This window comes from Leptospira ainazelensis (assembly GCF_016918785.1).
Lineage (GTDB): Bacteria > Spirochaetota > Leptospiria > Leptospirales > Leptospiraceae > Leptospira > Leptospira ainazelensis.
Genome location: NZ_JAFFPT010000041.1, coordinates 1 through 17777 on the forward strand (window position 1 = coordinate 1; position 17777 = coordinate 17777).

Consider the following 17777-nt stretch of genomic DNA (forward strand, 5'->3'; position numbering starts at 1 on the left):
AAAGTAGGAACTCTCACAATTCTCAAAAAGTAGGAACTCTCACAATTCTCAAAAAGTAGGAACTCTCACAATTCTCAAAAAGTAGGAACTCTCACAATTCTCAAAAAGTAGGAACTCTCACAATTCTCACAAAGTAGGAACTCTCACAACGAGCGAAAAGTAGGAACTCTCACAACTCTCACAAAGTAGGAACTCTCACAACGAGCGCCGGCTGCAAAACGAGGATTCTTTTCTTCAAAAAAAAATCTAATATACGAGAGTCGGACCAAAATCCTTTCTTACAACAAGCTCCTTTCTAAAGGAAATAACCAAGATGAATTGGAAAAAATATCTCGTCGGACTTTTGGTCCTCTCGCTCGTTTTGGTCGTCGTTTTTGAAGTCTATTTCCCCGGTAGGAAATTTCTTTCCGGAAGTATTCTTGCGTTATTCTTACTCTTTCCTTTTTATCTCCTCAAAATCTTTTCGATTCACAAATATCCCAAAAACGGCGTAAATATACAAATGGGGATCATGGCGGTCTCTTTCTTTTGCAACGGAATCGGCCTTTGGATAGGAGTTTCACAGAACGATGGTTCTGATTTTATAATCGGTTTTTTGATTGCCCATTTCAGCCACTTTCTAATAGTTGTATTCGCGAGCTGAATCTTCCGGAGCCGTTACAATAAAAAGAAACCCGGAATATCGCCAATTCTGTGCCGGTGGCTTTCGTTACAACGTTCCACTATTGACTCGAAAAATGAATCTAAACCAGACTTCTTTTATGACAAAAAAGTTAATCTTCTTTGCGTTCTTAGTTGTATTACTTCAATTCCCAATCTTTGCGTCCGAGGAATCTTCTCATAAAGAAAAGGCCTTTGATCTCAACGAAGTCATCGTTCATCACTTGATGGATAACCCTGAGTTTCCTTTTAACTTAGGCGGAGTTCAGGTATTCGAAGGACAAACCGGCTTTGATCCAAAAAACGCTTCTATCTTCACCGATCACGAAACCGGAAAACGTTTTCACTACGTCGGCGGCTTTGACATGCACATCACAAAACGTGTCACGATGATGTGGATCGTAGCTCTTCTTCTTTTCCTTATTTTTATTCCCGCGGCTCGTATCATTGCGAAGAATCCTCTAAAAGTTCAGTCTCGCTTTGCGAACATGGTCGAAGTTTTTGTAAACTTTCTAAAAAAAGACATCGTAGACGAAAGTATGCACGGACATGGTCACGGTTATTACCACTATATTTTTACGTTATTCTTCTTTATCCTTTTTTGTAATTTGATGGGACTGGTTCCACCGGTCGGAGAGTTGATCGCGGTTGCGGGAGAATCTGCGGGAATCATCCACGCGGATCATCACAACGCGCCCCTTGTAGCGAAGATCTGGAGCGGAATTACAGTAACCGGGGATATTTCAGTTACGATGACGCTCGCCCTTCTTACGATGTTTTTGATCTATAGCGCGGGTTTTATCTACCAAGGACCGAAGTTTATCTGGCATTCCGTTCCAAACGGAGTTCCTCTTCTTCTCTATCTGATCATGTGGCCTCTGGAGTTTATCGTTTCTCCGATGGCAAAAACCTTCGCTCTTACAGTGCGTCTTTTGGCAAACATGACCGCAGGACACGTTATCATTCTCGCTCTGATGGGATTTATCTTTCAGTTTCAATCTTGGGGAATCGTTCCCGTTTCGGTGATCGGTTCCGGATTGATCTATGTTTTGGAGATCTTTGTGGCGTTTCTCCAGGCATACATTTTCGTATTGCTTACTTCCCTATTCGTGGGATTGAGCATGCATAGGCATTGATTGTAGAATATTGCAATAATCACAGGAGGCAATGAGCAATATGGAATTTGGATTAGGATATATTGGTGTAGGAATCGCTGCAGGAGTCGCAATTCTCGGAGCGGCGCTCGGAATCGGAAGAATCGGTGGTTCTGCTACTGAAGGAATTTCAAGACAACCAGAGGCTGGTGGAAAGATTCAAACTGCAATGATTATCGCTGCAGCCTTGATCGAAGGCGCCGCTCTGTTCGCTCTCGTGATCGCTTTCCAAGCTGCGGGAACCCTGAACGAAGGTTTGAAAGCTACTGTTGAATTCCAAACAAAAGCTTCCGCACCTGCTACTGAAGAAAAAGGAAAGTAAAACTTGGTACTCTTAGCTGCTAAGGGATTAAGCCTCCTAGATGTAAACCCGGGTCTGGTAGTCTGGACTCTGGTTACCTTTCTAGTCGTAGTCTTAGTTCTGAAAAAGTTTGCCTGGGATGTAATTCTGAAGGCGCTCGACGAAAGGGCGGAAACCGTTCAGAACGACATCAAAAAGGCCTCAGAACTCCGTTCGGAAGCGGAAGCTCTCCTGAAGGATTACGAAGCTAGGTTGAACTCTGCCAAAGACGAGGCGAACGCAATCCTTGCGGAAGCCAAGTCGGATGCTCTGAAACTGAAGAACAAACTTCTCGAAGAAACAAATTCGGAAGTGAAGGCTCAGAAAGATCAGGCAGTGAAAGAGATCGAACTCGCTAAAGGAAAGGCTTTGGAACAATTGCAATCACAGATAGTCGAAATGAGTATCTCCGTTGCAAGCAAGGTTCTTGAAAAACAACTCAAAAGTGAAGACTACAAAGCTTTTGTTGAAAAAGAACTAGAACAACTCAAAAAATTGAGCGCATAACAATGAACGACTCCGGTGTCTCGAAAATATACGCGTCCGCACTTTTGGAAGCAAGCAATGCTCTCGAAGAGGTGGAACAGGAACTCGCGGATTTAGTTCAGCTTCTTTTTCAAGAGAATAAGATTAGGAATTTTTTTCTTTCTCCGGTGGTTTCGATCGCGGAAAAGGAAATGATTCTTGTCAAAAATCTCCGGGGAAAAGTATCGGAAGTAACCCTGAATTTTCTCGGAGTACTTTTAAAAAAAGGAAGATTTATCAGTCTTCCCGAGATTCAAAAACAATTCACAGAAGAGCTGGATAAGAAGAGAGGAAGAGTTCGCGCTCAAGTAAGAAGTTATCCTTCTTTAGAACCTTCTCAACTTACCAAACTCGGATCCATTCTTACGGAAAGATTCAAATCGGAATTTATTCTGGAAGCTACAGAAGATAAATCTCTTCTGGGTGGATTTGTCGTACAATTCAATGACTTAAAAATCGAAAAGTCAATCGCTTCTCAGCTGGGGGAAATCAAGAAAGCCATGCTGGAAAAGAAATTACCGGTTGGAGCCATCTATGAAAATTAAAACAGACGAAATCACGTCCGTTCTCAAACAGGAAATTTTAAATTATAAGAAAGATCTCAGTGTCGAAGAAGTCGGTACGGTTTTAGAAATCGGAGACGGAATCGCCAGAGTATACGGACTCAGAAACGTGATGTCCGGAGAGATGGTCGAGTTTCAAAACGGAATCTTCGGACAGGCGTTCAACCTCGAAGAAAACTCGGTGGGTGTGGTAGTTTACGGAAACTACCTCGAAATCCAAGAAGGATTCACCGTAAAAAGAACAAACCGGATTCTCGAAGTCCCCGTCGGTCCTGAACTTCTCGGAAGAGTCGTAAACCCACTGGGTGAACCACTCGACGGAAAAGGTCCGATCAACGCAAAACTCACAAGACCGGTGGAATCTCCAGCGCCCGGAATCGCGATGAGACAACCCGTCGGCGAACCGATGCAAACCGGCATCAAAGCGATCGACGCGATGATTCCGGTGGGTCGCGGCCAGAGAGAGTTGATCATCGGCGACCGTGGAACGGGTAAAACTTCCATCGCACTCGATACCATCATCAATCAAAAAGGCGCTGGAGTTGTCTGCGTTTATGTGGCAATCGGTCAAAAAGCTTCCACCGTCGCTTCTACGGTGGAAATGCTCCGCAACAAAGGCGCTCTTGAATATACGATCGTGGTTTCCGCGACTGCCGCTGAACCCGCTCCGCTTCAATACATCGCTCCGTATTCCGGATGTAGTATGGCGGAATATTTTATGTATAACGAAAAGAAAGCGACTCTCGTAGTTTACGATGACCTTTCAAAACAAGCGGTTGCATATCGTCAGATGTCTCTTCTTCTTCGTCGTCCTCCGGGTCGGGAAGCGTATCCTGGAGACGTATTCTATCTTCACTCCAGACTTCTCGAAAGAGCGGCGAAACTCGACGACAAATACGGCGCCGGTTCTTTGACCGCGCTTCCGATTATTGAGACTCAAGAAGGCGAAGTTTCCGCATACATTCCGACTAACGTAATTTCGATTACGGACGGACAGATTTATCTTCAGTCCAACTTGTTCGCATCCGGTAACCGTCCCGCGGTAGACGTGGGGATTTCGGTTTCTCGGGTAGGTTCTGCGGCGCAGATCAAAGCGATGAAACAAGTTGCTGGAAAGATGAAACTCGAACTCGCTCAGTTCCGCGACTTGGAAGCGTTTGCTCAGTTGGGAACCGAACTCGATCCTGCCACACAAGCGCAGCTCGATCGCGGGAATCGAATCGTTCAAATGCTCAAACAACCCGTATCTTCTCCGTTTCCGGTGGAAGAACAAGTTGTGGAAATTTTCGCTGTGACTCGCGGTTTTATGGATAAGATTCCTGTGGCGAAAGTTCAGGAATATGGAAAGTATCTCTTAACCACGATCAAAGAAAAATACGGCGAAGTTTTGGAAGCAATCCGCAAAGAAAAGAAAATCTCCGACGAAGAAAAACTCGGCGAAGTTCTAAGCGCAATCGCTGAAGAATTCTTAAGAAAGCACTGAGATAGAGGTTCGCTTTGGCAACTCCAAGGGAAATAAAGAAAAGAATCACCTCGGTCAAGAACACGAGAAAGATCACCCGGACGATGGAAATGGTCTCTACGGCCAAGTCCAAAAAGATCAGCGACCGGGTGAACGCATCTCATCCTTTTTCCAATAAGATCAAGGAGCTTGTGTCTTCTCTCGCGTCTCTGAGCGGGATTGTTCATAGTCCTTACTTACGAAGACCGGACAAGATCAAAAGTGTAGCCCTTCTCGTGATCACCGCGAACAGAGGTCTTTGCGGAGGATACAATTCCAACGTAAATAAACTTGCAAAAGCAAGGGTCGCGGAATGGAAGAAGGAAGGGGTGGCCGTAAGACTTTTTATCGTTGGGAAGAAAGGGATTTCCTTTTTCCGATTTGCGGGCGAGAAGGCCGAAAAAACTTTCACCCATATCGACGATAAAGCCGGATACAAGGACGCCGAAGAATTCGCGAATCTCTTTCTGGAATTATTCGCTAAGGAAGAAGTGGACGCGGTTGAAATCGCATCCACGGTTTATTATTCTTCCGCGTCACAAAAACCGGAAGTGACCAGAGTGCTTCCGTTCGAAGTGTCGAAAGATGGAAACGTAAACGACATGATAGCATACGAGCCGAGCCCGGCGCTTGTCCTCGAATCCCTGCTTCCTCTTGTCGTTAAGACCGCATTCTTAAAAGCGATTCTCGAAGCCAATTGCTCCGAGCAGATTGCAAGAAGAATAGCGATGAAGTCCGCGACGGACGCGGCTTCCGAAATGATAAAACTGCTCACTCGCGGATACAACCGCGTAAGACAGGCAAAAATCACTCAGGAAATTTCTGAGATTGTTGCCGGAGCGGATTCACTGAACTAATCACATCGTATTGGAGCGACTTGGATGAATAAAGGTAAAATCAAACAGATCATCGGTTCCGTTTTGGACATCGAGTTCGAAAGTGGACAACTTCCTGAAATTTATAACGCACTTGAAATCGAAGGAACGGTTTCCGGAAAAAAAGAAACCATCATCGCGGAAGTGCAGACTCATATCGGCGGAAAAGCCGTTCGTGCGATCGCTCTTTCTTCTACCGACGGTTTGATCCGAGGACAAGAAGTCGTGAATACCGGAAAACCGATCAGCGTTCCGGTCGGAGATGTTACGCTCGGAAGAATTTTTAACGTCCTTGGTAAAACCATCGACGAAGGTCCGGCGATCACCGTAAAGGAAACTCGCCCGATCCACAGACCGGCTCCTGCGTTTGACGAACTCACTTCCAAAACCGAAGTTTTCGAAACTGGAATCAAGGTCATCGACCTTCTCGCTCCTTATATCAAGGGTGGAAAGACCGGTCTTTTCGGCGGCGCCGGGGTAGGGAAGACGGTCCTCATTCAAGAGCTTATCAACAACATCGCAAAACAGCACGGTGGTTTTTCCGTCTTCGCCGGAGTAGGGGAAAGAACCCGTGAAGGAAACGACCTCTGGAGAGAGATGAAAGAATCAGGGGTTATCGACAAAACCGTTCTTTGTTACGGTCAGATGAACGAGCCTCCGGGCGCTCGTCTTCGTGTCGCGTTATCCGCTCTTACCATGGCGGAACACTTCCGCGACTCCATCGGAACCGACGTTCTTCTTTTCGTGGATAATATCTTCCGTTTTTCTCAAGCGGGTTCCGAAGTATCCGCTCTTTTGGGTAGAATGCCGTCTGCGGTAGGTTATCAGCCGACTCTTTCCACGGAAATGGGGGCGCTTCAAGAAAGGATTACTTCCACAAAAAAAGGATCGATCACTTCCGTTCAGGCGATCTACGTTCCTGCGGATGACTTGACCGACCCGGCTCCTGCAAACGCGTTTGCTCACTTGGACGCAACTACGGTTCTTTCTCGCGCGATTTCCGACAAAGGGATTTATCCTGCGGTGGATCCTTTGGATTCCACTTCCAGAGTGATGAACGCACAGGTTCTCGGAGAAGAGCACTACAACGTCGCCAGAGAAGTGCAAAGAATTCTTCAAAGATACAAAGACCTTCAGGATATCATCGCAATTTTGGGTATGGATGAACTTTCCGAAGACGACAAGGTTCTCGTTGCGAGAGCGAGAAAGATCGAAAAATTCTTATCTCAGCCCTTCCACGTTGCGGAAGTTTTTACCGGAGCTCCCGGAAAATACGTAAAACTCGCGGATACCGTTCGTTCTTTTAAAGAAGTGATTTCCGGAAACTACGATCATCTTCCCGAGCAAGCGTTCTACATGGTTGGATCCATCGACGACGCGATCGAAAAAGCGAAAGGATACAAAGGATAATCGGAAATGTCCGCGAATAAACTGAACGTTTCCGTAATCTCTCCCGAAAAGGTCCTCTATAAGGGAGAGGTGGATTCTCTGATCGTTCCGGGTAGCGAAGGATTTTTCGGAATTCTTCCCAACCACGCGCCTCTGGTCGCCGTTCTTGGGATCGGCGTCCTCGAAATCCGCAAAGGAGAAAAACTAAAAGTTCTTTCCGTCGAAGGCGGGTTTATCGAAGTAAAGGAGAATTCCATCAGCATTCTTACCGATCACGGCGCTCTCAAAGAAGACATCGATCTTCAGGCAGAACAAAAAAATCTCTCCGAAGTCGAAAAACTTCCTCCTTCCGATTCTAAAAATCTTCTCCTCCAAAAAACAAAAACCCGAATTTTAGTCGCATCGCGCTAACTTTTAGGGGTCCTCCGATCCGAAAATAGTAGCAGAGATTCCCTTTTCTCCGAATACAATGGAGAATAGGGATCGGAAGCTTTATGAAAACAACCATCCGTATCATCGGCTTATTGGTGTTATTTATGAGCGTAGGTTATCTCTTGAGAAGAAACCAGGCTTGGGTTCGGAGTATATTCGAACCGGAGAACATTTCAGCGGCGATTCGCGGGAACGTCCAAAACCCCGGAATCTATCGTCTCAAACAGGGGGATACCTTGGAAGACTTGCTTAAGATCGCGGGAGGATTTAAAAAACCTTCGCAGACAAAACAAGACCTGAGCCGGGAAATCCTGGACGGACAGGTCATTGAACTGAAAGAATGATGTTATTAGGAAGATGGCGGAAGACTACGACATGATAAAGGACGATAACGCTCCCGGTGGAGGAGACTCGGGTATGGACGAATTACAATTCGATGATATCGATTCTATGCTCGCTTCCGGAGAACCGGATTCCGTTTCCACAAGCGGGTTAGAAGACTTGTCGATTGAAGCCGATCCGTTAGAGAGCCTCATCGCAAGTTCCGGAGAAGAATATCCTACGAGCTTTGAAAACGACTTCTCCTTTCATCCGGAAGAAAGTTCTTCGAACGAATCCATCGGAGACGAGTCCCTGGATCTGGAGCTGACCGATCCGCTCATTGACGCAGAAATAGATAAATTATTAGATATCAGCGAAATTTCAAAACCGAACAAATCCAATCTTTCCCATTTAGAATCCGACGATTCTTTTTTTATCCCCGCGGATGAAAACGAAACCTCCGATCAGGACTTTTCCGAACTCGATACTTATCTCACCGAAGAGCCGGACGTGATCAGTTTTGGAGAAGAATTGGACGATCTGGACGATTTCGGTTTAACCGACTTGGACGACGAAGGTCCGATTTCACTTCACGAAGACGATCTTCAAGGAGTCAAACCCGACTTCTCCTTACAGGACTTTCACACCGAGGACGAACAACAGGAAGAACTCGACCACGGAGATCTTTCTTTTGACGAAGACGATTTTTTAAACGAAGAAGAAGGCCCGATTTCACTTTCCGAAGACGAACTCGGTGCGATCGGCGCAACCGAAGCTCCTCTCGCTGATTTTTCGCATCCAGACGCGGGGGAAGAAGAATCGATCGCACTTTCCGGATCGGAGCTCGACGGAATTTTAGAAACTGACGACAAAACGGATTGGGGTTCTCCTTCTCTAGATACGTTAGGCGATCTTGACGAGGACGGTCCGATTTCCTTGAGCGGAAACGAGTTGGATGATATTCTCGGTTCCTCGAGCGAACCCGCTGCAAAACGGACGGTGAGCGCGGACGAAGACGACGAACTTCCTGACTTTATCACACATCACGACGAACCCGAAACTGAGGACGAGGGACCGATCGCATTGTCCGAAGACGAGCTGGGCAATCTGCTCGCGGACAACTCCGGAGAGGATACGAACGAACCTCTGGATTCTTTTCCCGAGTTGAACATCGGAGGAGAAGAATCCGCTTCTTCCATGCCGGACTTTACGCTCGACTCGGAAGACGAGGAACCGATCTCCCTTTCCCTAGACGAACTTGATACTATACAGTCGGACGCAACCACGTTAGACGAAAGTGAAACCGTTGACGACGGAGGTTTTGATCTTTCGCCCGAAGAATCCGTTCCGGAATCGGAAGACAACGAACCGATCGCTCTTTCCGAAGAAGAACTCGGAAATCTGCTCTCCGATGATTCCGGATCCGAAGAACTGGAAGGCGGCGACGGATTTTCCGATCTTTTACACGACGATACGCTGCCGGAAGATACCGGTTCCATGTTCGGCGGAGACGATTCCGATTCTTTTACGCTTCCCGTTGAACAAGACTTAGGCGGACCCGACGAGTTCGGATTGGAAGAGGAAGCGTTACCGGATCATTCCGACTTTGCTTTTGAGCCGGGCGATTCGATATCGGAACCCGCCGAAGACGGAGAACCGATCGCGCTTTCTCAGGAAGAATTGGGAAATCTCCTCTCAAACGACTTGGAAGAGGAAAAAACGGAATCCTTGTTCGACGAACCGACTTCCGACGAGGACGATCTCATTTCCTTACCGGTCAGCGAACTCGACGAGTTAGGCGAAGTTTCGGAAACCGCCTCCGTGGAGGACGACGGATTTGCGTTCGACGATTTCGAACTGCCGACGAACGATCTGGATGCGGTATTGGAAGCGCCTAGTTCTTCCTCTTTGGAAGACGACGAAGGTCCGATCGCACTTTCCGACGACGAACTTGGAAATCTTTTATCAACCGAAGGTCCCGAAACCGAGGATTCTTCTTTTGATTTTGAACCGAACAAACCTTCCCTTTTGGACGAGGACGAGGATGAAGGTCCGATCGCACTTTCCGACGACGAACTTGGAAATCTTTTATCGACCGAAGGCCCCGAAACCGAGAATTCTTCTTTTGATTTTGAACCGAACAAACCTTCCCTTTTGGACGAGGACGACGACGAAGGTCCGATCGCACTTTCCGACGAAGAGCTTGGAAATCTTTTATCAACCGAAGGCCCTGCAACCGAGGATTCTTCTTTTGATTTTGAACCGAACAAACCTTCCCTTTTGGACGAGGACGACGACGAAGGTCCGATCGCACTTTCCGACGACGAACTTGGAAATCTTTTATCGACCGAAGGCCCCGAAACCGAGAATTCTTCTTTTGATTTTGAACCAACCGAAGAATCGGTTTTAGACGACGGAGAGCCGATCGCTCTTTCTTCCGATGAATTGGATCATCTTCTTACGGGCGAAGCGGAAGCTGAGGAGGGAGAGTTTCCCGGAGCCGATTCCGAAATCGATTGGGATTCACCTCTTTCCGAACCTGGAGAAGTTCCGTTGGAAGACGAAGAGCCGATCGCTCTTTCCACCGATGAACTGGATCATCTGCTTACGGATGAAGCGGAAGCTGAGGAGGGAGAGTTTCCGGGAGCCGATTCCGAAATCGATTGGGACGCGCCTCTTTCAGAACCTGGAGAAGTTCCGTTGGAAGACGAGGAGCCGATCGCTCTTTCCACCGATGAGCTGGATCACATTCTTACCGATGACGCCGCGGCAACTTCTTTGGAAGAGGACGAGGGACCGATCGCATTGTCCGAAGACGAGCTCGGTAATTTACTCTCCGACGTGGAAAGTCCGGCGGAAGAGGGCGAAGACTTAAACGAGATCTTGGGTGAACTTCCCGCTTCTTCCGATCTCGACGCATTCGGGTCGTTAGACGAGGATGTTCCTTTAGCAGAACCGGATTCTTCTTCTCCGATCGTTCCTACTGCTGAAACCGTTCAAGACGACGGAATGATCATCGTCTTAGACGAGTATGCGGACGAAGAAGAGCTTTCTCCGATGGAAGAATTGCGTAAGACCCCGGATCAAACCGTGGTACAACCGTCCTCTGCCGAGGCAGGCGAGGTAACTCCTTCCAAAGAGGAGATGAAACGGATCATGACGTATTTGGACGAACTCCTCGGAAATCTTCCGGACGATCTCATTCGTGAATTCTCTCAGTCCGATTATTTCGAACTTTATAAAAAACTAATGAAACAAATTGGTGTATGACCAATGGGTTTGTTAGAGAGGGTAAGCAAGTTAGTCAAATCCGAGAGCTCGCCTTCTTCCCCGGCTTCTACGGAAGAAAAAAAATCCCTACTCAAAAAGTCGGAAGCCTTCAAAGGTAAAAAAAGTTTTTTTCAACGTGCTCTCGGGATGCGGAGCGAACTGCCTCCGAACGAAATTTCTTCGGAACCGATTCTTGATCCTCACACAACTCCCGAACTCGCCGAACACGATTTCGAATCGGATTCCTCCTTTGAGGAGGATTTTTCGCTTCCTGAACTCGACGGAGATTCTCCCACTTTCGAGGCGGATGATCTTCAGGCGGAATTTCCCGATTCCACCTTTGAAACGGAAGAGGATTCTTTCGACGGAGGGGATTTGCTCGATCTCCCCGACGATCTCGTAGAGCCGGAAGGAATCGTCAAAGAGGAGTTAGACGAAGATCCTTTTACCTCGCCCGCCGCACCTTCCGAGAATGAACCGGAGGACGATTTTTCTTTGGATGAACTTTTTGGAGAAGAATCTCCGGAAGAATCCACCTCCGAAATTGCGGCTCCGAAAACAAAAGAGGAAATCGAAGACACCGAGTTACCGGCGATACCCAAAGAGGATCCTTTTGGCGATTGGGTAAAAGAAGCCGAACAGGAGGCAAATCGTACACCTTCCAAAGCGGATTCGAAAGCGGCCGCCGCCGAAAAGGGAGATTTCCTTTTTGACGATGATTCTAACTTTACTACTTCTCCGATCGATTTACAGATCGCTTCCAGAAAAAAATTAGAGAACTATATGTCGGTTTTCGAGATCAGCAAAGAGATCGGCGTCTCTACCGATTTCGCGAACTTCTTTGAAAACCTTCTTTTTTCGATCATGGGTCAGATCGGAACCGAATCCATCGGCATTTTCTCCTCCAAAAACGGGGACAAGGAATTTTTCCGTTTGGAAGATTATCAAGGAGAAGGTTTTAATCAGGAATGGACGATCTCTTCCGAAGACGAGATCTATCACGCGGTGCATAACGCGGGTTCGGTTTTGTATGCGAAAGAACTTTTGAAACCTACGCTCCCCGCGAAAGAACAGGAAATTTTAAAACAATCCGACGCCGAACTTTTAGTGGCGATTCGATACTTAGACGATTTTTTCGGGATCATCGTCCTCAGCAAAACGATCAGCGGGGAAGATTATACGATCGAGGATCTCGAATTTTTAAAAATCATCGGCGAGATCGCCGGTTCCGTCTATCGCAGAATTTACGATACGGAACAACTCCACCAGGAAAATCAAAATCTCAAAGAGGTGATTCGGGCAAACGAGTTGATCATTTCACTCGCCCGGGATTTCGGTGCAATCAGAACTCTCGACGAAGCCTATGACAAATTGATTTCTTCCTTTAAGGAAGAATTGAAAGTAAGAAGGGCGACTTTTATGATCTTGGACGGTCATACAAAAAACGAGTTTCGAGTTTTTGCCTCCAACTTGTTGACGCCGGAACACGTAGGAACTTTTACTCTTCCTTTGGAAAGTTCCATCGTCGGAATCGTTTCCAATATTCCGGGAGTTTTTAGAATCGAAAACTTTAGAAAACATCCCGAACTCATGCAAAAACTTTCCAACGACGAACTGGGAATGATGTCGGATTTTATCGTGATTCCTTTTATCAATCTCCATTGGCTGGTCGGGATGTTGATCGTCCACGAGACCGAGGTTCCCTGGACCGACAGCGATCGGGAAACCGCAGTCGGAATCTCCGAGGTTCTGGCCCCCGTTTTTTCCAATCTTCTTCTCATACAGGAAAGGGATTCGGTCTTTAAGGATCCGTTTAGTCCGGTCGAAGAAAAGGTCGAGGATATGATCTTAAAGGCGGCGAGACTTGGAAGTTCGTTTAGTCTAACTATATTCAAAGTTCAGAATGTGTCGCGGATGGTGAAACTAAAAGGTTCCGGTTTTTTCGCTTCTTACAGCGAAGAACTCAGAAAAGCGATTCAGGAAAATCTTTCCGAATCCGACTTTCACTATCGAATCGGTCAGGGAAAATACGCGGTCATCTTGGACGGGAAAGACAGAGAAGAAACTCAAATTCTAATCCGAAAGATCAAAAACAAACTGAACGACGCGGATCGAAGGTCGAAAGACTTTCAGACTTCCGTGATCCAACATACGCTTTGTTATCCTGCGGATACGAAGGAAAAGGAAAGAATTCTCGAATTGCTCGAAGAATCCTGATGAGAGAGAATGTTATTCAATTCTCTGAATTTTCTCGTCTTCTTTGTCTGCTTTCTTCTTCTTTACTTTCGTTTCGGTAATCTCGGGCAAAACCGTCTTTTATTTTTCGGCGGTCTTTTCTTTTACGGTTTTTGGAAACCGGAAATGGTCCTGCTCCTTTTGTTTTGTATCGTCTTTAATTTTGCGGGTGGGATCTATCTAGGAAAAAAGAGCGGCGAAAAACAAAAAAAAATCTTCATTTCTCTGATCACCCTCAATCTTGCGATTCTAATTTTTTTTAAGTATATTCTTTTTTTATTGAGTATTTGGAACGACACGTTAGGAGTTCTTTATCCGAAAACGGGAGTTGTCCTTCCTGAAATTTTGCTCCCCGTGGGAATTTCCTTTTATACCTTTCACAATATCAGTTATCTTTCCGATATTCGATCCGGAAAAATTCTCCCCTGCGCGAATTTTATCCGTTTTGGCGTCTATGATCTGTTCTTTCCACTTTTACTCGCGGGCCCGATCGAAAGACCGGATTCTCTTCTTCCTCAGATCGAAAACGAAAGAACGGCGACGCAAGAAAGTTTTTTTTCCGGTATCATTTTGTTCCTCTGGGGAATTTTCAAAAAAGTTTTTATCGGAGATCACCTGCTTCTGTTTACCGGAAAAGCGATGGAACCCGGAATGATCCTCGCACCCGGGATGATTTTTTGGATCGCGTTTTCTTTCGCGTTTCAGGTTTATGCGGACTTTAGCGGTTATACGGACGCGGCGAGGGGGCTTGCCAAGATCTTAGGATTTCGTCTAACGTTAAATTTTAATTTTCCGTTTATATCCTCCAGTCCCTCGGAGTTTTGGAGACGCTGGCATATTTCCTTGTCCACATGGCTTCGGGACTATCTCTATATTCCGTTGGGCGGAAACCGGGTATCTATTTTTAGACAGAATCTCAATTTGATGATCGTCTGGATTTTGGGCGGTCTCTGGCACGGAGCCACATACGGTTATCTCGTCTGGGGTTTTTACTGCGGTTTACAGGTTGTCGGATACAATCTTTTTCAGAAATACGTTCTTAAATTCATTCCTTTGAATATTCTATTTTTAGACTGGTTAGTGAAGATATCCGGAGTTTTTCTCACGTTTTGGATGTTTGCGCTCGGGTTACTTTTGTTCCAGGTTCATTCTCCGGGGGAACTCTGGAGTCTTGTGTTAAACGCAGGCGGAGGAGTTTACTGGAATTCGGTTTTTGCCGGAAAACTTTTGTTTCTTTTACTTCCCCTTTTGATCGTAGAACCTTGGATGATTCTTTCGGGAGGAACCGATTCCTTTTTGGAAAAGATCGCGAATAAACCCCTTCGATGGGTTCCTCTTTCTTTGGGAGTGGCGGTTTTATTTTCTCTTTTTGGAATTTTTGAAAAGAAAGAATTCTTTTATTTTCAATTTTAGAATGGAATGGACTAAAGAAATGAAGTTTCCACAAATACGAAATCGATTCTCGGAGTTTTTCACAAATCTTCGATACGGCTTTGTCAAGAATCTATTGTCAATTGTTCCGACAAAGTATCCGACGAAAATAAAACTTGAGAAAGAAACCGGCAAAAAAGGGGTAAGCCGGGTGAACAAAAATTTCGATTTCTATTCTCAGTCTTCCCGAAGGATCGATTGAGACGAATCTTTGTCTTAGATTTTATGAGTTATAAAAATAGAATACTGAGCGGGGTTCTTTTTTTCGGATTTCTCGTTTTCCTCCAAACGTTTTTATTTCCCTTTCTGGTACCTTTTCAGGAAAAAAATTCCTTTCTCTACGATCGACTTTCCCGTTTGGATCGGAATCTTTATACGGACGAGGAACATTCTAACACAAAAGCTCCGATCGTTTTTTTGGGAGACAGTCAGATTCTTTCCGGAGTCAACCCGGTCGAATTGGAGCGTTTGTTAAAACGTCCCATCTGGTTTTTACCCCGCCCTTCCGAACAGCCGGAAGGAATGTTTCTTCGATACAAAGAATACGAAAGGATCATAAGGCTCAAGCCGGCTCTTGTGATCGTAAACGGTTCCGTCTTCTCCTTATCGGATATGGACGTGGCAAGCGCTCATCGAAGTCTTGTTTTGAACTATGATTCCTTCCAATCCGAGATATTTTTCGAGCCGACGTTTCGAAATTTTTATCTAAAAAATCTTTCTTCCGGTCTTTTTTATCTTTTGGGTAGAATTTTTCCTTTTCTTCGTTTGAACGCTTCCATGTCGACCGCGATCAAAATTGCGGGTGAAGGGGACGAGTTCAGTCATTCGGAAAATAAAATGGAAAACTTGATTTCCGGAAATCCGTTTGTTAAATGGGTCGCAAATCAAAAAAGGAATCAGTTTCTGAATTCCGAATATTCTAAAAATAAGGGATACATGGATTGGGCGCGTTATACGACTTACGACGGCATTTGTGTTCCCAATTTTCACGGCCAAATTTTACCACAAAACGCCGAACTCGCCTTACAAAAGACAAGATCTTCCTCCTTAAAGGCCTGGAAAGAATTGTTTCGTTATCTTCAATCGCGAGGTGTGAAAGTTCTCGCTATTTCTCTTCCGTTTCGTCCGGACTTTGATTCTCGTCTGGCGAAGTTGCCTCAATTGTCTCTATGGGAATCGATTCTTATAGAAGAGGAAGTTCCGTATTGGAAATTAGGTAGTCATCATTTTCAAGAGAGCGATTTCGGAGATTACACTCACTTGAATACTTGCGGAATGAAAAAACTCGTCCCGGTTTTGAGTCGGGAAGTTTTGAATTCAATTTCAGAATCGCCTTCGAAATAAGGAGTTCCTGCGCTACGGATGTGGAGCGCGCGTCAGCGGTCTCCTCGTTTCGAGGAGACCGAAGGCGTTAGCCGGAGCGCGGAACAAGCCGGGCCCGCGATTGTTACCGGTGTTTTATTTTTTTAGGAGGATCGAGCGGGAGCGCCCAAACTCTTCGCTTAACAACGAGCCTCTTTTTTTTTAGCTCCCAGCTTTCCCATCTTTTTCATTTTGAGAATGGTTTCTTCGGCATCCGGTACCTTACACGCGGTCTTTCCCATCATCACGGTTACTTTGCCGATTTTTTTCGATAGTTTCAAAACCTCTTCCGTGAGTGGAGGATAGAACCCGCCCGCCGCGATCACAAATCCGTTCATACAATACCTGACTCGATTTTGAGATTTGTGAATCGTGGTTTCTACTCTTTTTAAAAGTTTTTGAATTTCTTTGGAGTCGATCTTTTCGTCCGGCGTGATCGAAAGTAAACTGGAGAATGTGCTCCATCCGGAAGAGGCGATACTTTCTTTGGGAGAATCGATCCATTCCTTTGCGAGTTCCCATCCGTATCCGCTTTCCGCCGCGATCCAAGCCACGGTACATTCGCTGATCATCGGGGAAGCGGAGTTTTTTACCCAGGATTGAATCTCCTTTTTTTGAATCTCCTTTTCATCCGCGATCAATCCCGCGAGATACATCGCGTCCGCGTTTCCAGTATTATAAAGTTCTAATGAAAGAGCGTGGTTCTTTTTTATTTTTTTCTGAATCTTTTTGAGATCGCCGACCTTTACTCCGAAAAGTGGTTCTCTGGCCCCGTGATTGAGAAAGATCTTTTTTACTCCTTCGGAACCCATGGATTCCAGTTCTTTCATGATCTCTTTTACGTTCACTCTGTTTGTTCCTTTTTGGGTTTTTGATTTGTGTCACAAAATTGGATTTGCATACGAAAATTCTCTTTCGTTCCTCTTTTTAAAATCAGTAAATCCGAATTTCAATTCCGCTTTCAACCCAAATTTCAAGAAGATGCTCAGAGAAGATCGTTGAAACTATCCAAAAAGATCGACGATGTTTGAGAAATAGGAAAACAAGGAATTTGTCGAGGCGCAATTTGTTTAAACGAAATCGGAGACGATTTTTTTGGAAAGACTCAGTTCTTCCTCCAGAATTTTTTGAATGGCTTTTGCGTGAACCTTGTTTACGATCTTTTGGAATACCGTAACTTCTTTGGAATCGAAAAAAACCAAGGACACGCTGTAATAATCCGAGGAAGGAAAATCGGAAGATACGATGGTATACGTTTTTGTGGAAACCCCTTTGATCTCTTTTCTTTTAAAAATTTGTCTACAACGCGTCGGAATGGGGGAATCATAGATCACAAAACGATTCGGATCCATCGCGATGTTCGTGGAATTGAAGGAGTGATCCGCGACGACGTATAAACCGTATCCGGGAATCGTTAAGATGAGAAACGCGGTCAAAAGTTCGTCCAAGGATTTGAAGTCGATCATTCCTGCGACGATGGTTCCCATTACGTAAAGAAGAACCGGTATTAACGTGAGCGAGGAATGGTCGTATTTATCGTAGGAAAGGATCGTCCGATTCTTTTTTTTTCGAATCGATAACTTTTCAGGTATGGGTGAATTCATTTTTTTGAATGTTCTTTTGGGATCATTTTGAAGATCTTTCGCTACAAATCTTTCCATTTCATTCTAAGAATTCAAGATTTCTTTTCGGTCGCTCACTCTCTTTTTATGGATCTTC

At 45.5% G+C, this 17777-nt stretch carries 16 protein-coding genes; 14 read left to right on the top strand and 2 right to left on the bottom strand.

The features are described 5' to 3' along the window. Positions 1-313: 313 nt before the first annotated feature. From JWG44_RS10875 to JWG44_RS10940, 14 genes are all read left to right on the top strand, one after another. Positions 314-643 (top strand): hypothetical protein, encoded by a 330-nt coding sequence (locus JWG44_RS10875; RefSeq protein ID WP_205274981.1) that lies wholly within the window; start codon positions 314-316, stop codon positions 641-643. Between the two features lie 94 nt (positions 644-737). Further along, entirely contained in the window at positions 738-1796 is a 1059-nt protein-coding gene (gene atpB, locus JWG44_RS10880; RefSeq protein ID WP_205274982.1) for a F0F1 ATP synthase subunit A, read from the top strand. Positions 1797-1836: 40 nt separating this feature from the next. After that, complete coding sequence (locus JWG44_RS10885) at positions 1837-2136, top strand: ATP synthase F0 subunit C (protein WP_069608010.1); 300 nt, start codon at positions 1837-1839, stop codon at positions 2134-2136. A gap of 3 nt (positions 2137-2139) precedes the next feature. Continuing rightward, on the top strand, positions 2140-2661 hold the full coding sequence (locus JWG44_RS10890; protein WP_205274983.1) for a F0F1 ATP synthase subunit B: 522 nt from the start codon (positions 2140-2142) through the stop codon (positions 2659-2661). Positions 2662-2663: 2 nt separating this feature from the next. Next, positions 2664-3224, top strand: a complete 561-nt coding sequence (gene atpH / locus JWG44_RS10895) for an ATP synthase F1 subunit delta (RefSeq protein ID WP_205274984.1) — start codon at positions 2664-2666, stop codon at positions 3222-3224. Then, positions 3214-4725 carry a F0F1 ATP synthase subunit alpha gene (gene atpA, locus JWG44_RS10900; RefSeq protein ID WP_205274985.1) on the top strand — a complete coding sequence of 504 codons (1512 nt, stop codon included), beginning with the start codon at positions 3214-3216 and terminating at the stop codon, positions 4723-4725. The genes atpH and atpA overlap by 11 nt, the downstream gene beginning before the upstream one ends. Before the next feature lie 14 nt (positions 4726-4739). Continuing rightward, on the top strand, positions 4740-5600 hold the full coding sequence (gene atpG / locus JWG44_RS10905) for an ATP synthase F1 subunit gamma (RefSeq protein ID WP_205274986.1): 861 nt from the start codon (positions 4740-4742) through the stop codon (positions 5598-5600). A 24-nt stretch (positions 5601-5624) separates the two neighbouring features. Continuing rightward, positions 5625-7028: a F0F1 ATP synthase subunit beta gene (atpD, locus tag JWG44_RS10910; RefSeq protein WP_205274987.1), complete on the top strand. Its 1404-nt coding sequence runs from the start codon at positions 5625-5627 to the stop codon at positions 7026-7028. Positions 7029-7034: 6 nt separating this feature from the next. After that, a complete protein-coding gene (atpC, locus tag JWG44_RS10915; protein ID WP_205274988.1) occupies positions 7035-7418 on the top strand; it encodes an ATP synthase F1 subunit epsilon in 384 nt (127 codons plus the stop codon). An 83-nt stretch (positions 7419-7501) separates the two neighbouring features. Continuing rightward, positions 7502-7783 carry an SLBB domain-containing protein gene (locus JWG44_RS10920; protein ID WP_205274989.1) on the top strand — a complete coding sequence of 94 codons (282 nt, stop codon included), beginning with the start codon at positions 7502-7504 and terminating at the stop codon, positions 7781-7783. Between the two features lie 13 nt (positions 7784-7796). Next, positions 7797-11030: a midas domain-containing protein gene (locus JWG44_RS10925; protein ID WP_205274990.1), complete on the top strand. Its 3234-nt coding sequence runs from the start codon at positions 7797-7799 to the stop codon at positions 11028-11030. A gap of 3 nt (positions 11031-11033) precedes the next feature. Continuing rightward, positions 11034-13247 carry a GAF domain-containing protein gene (locus JWG44_RS10930; protein ID WP_205274991.1) on the top strand — a complete coding sequence of 738 codons (2214 nt, stop codon included), beginning with the start codon at positions 11034-11036 and terminating at the stop codon, positions 13245-13247. 9 nt (positions 13248-13256) lie between these two features. Continuing rightward, positions 13257-14678, top strand: coding sequence for an MBOAT family O-acyltransferase (locus JWG44_RS10935; protein WP_205274992.1), 1422 nt, complete (start codon positions 13257-13259; stop codon positions 14676-14678). A 243-nt stretch (positions 14679-14921) separates the two neighbouring features. Beyond that, the gene (locus JWG44_RS10940) at positions 14922-16040 is read left to right on the top strand and encodes a hypothetical protein (protein ID WP_205274993.1); all 1119 of its coding nucleotides are present in this window, start codon (positions 14922-14924) and stop codon (positions 16038-16040) included. A 158-nt stretch (positions 16041-16198) separates the two neighbouring features. On the opposite strand, the gene JWG44_RS10945 is transcribed toward JWG44_RS10940, so the two are convergent. Further along, positions 16199-16888: a DNA alkylation repair protein gene (locus JWG44_RS10945; protein ID WP_232371604.1), complete on the bottom strand. Its 690-nt coding sequence runs from the start codon at positions 16886-16888 to the stop codon at positions 16199-16201. 240 nt (positions 16889-17128) lie between these two features. Beyond that, a complete protein-coding gene (locus JWG44_RS10950) occupies positions 17129-17662 on the bottom strand; it encodes a hypothetical protein (RefSeq protein ID WP_205274995.1) in 534 nt (177 codons plus the stop codon). Between the last annotated feature and the right edge of the window lie 115 nt (positions 17663-17777).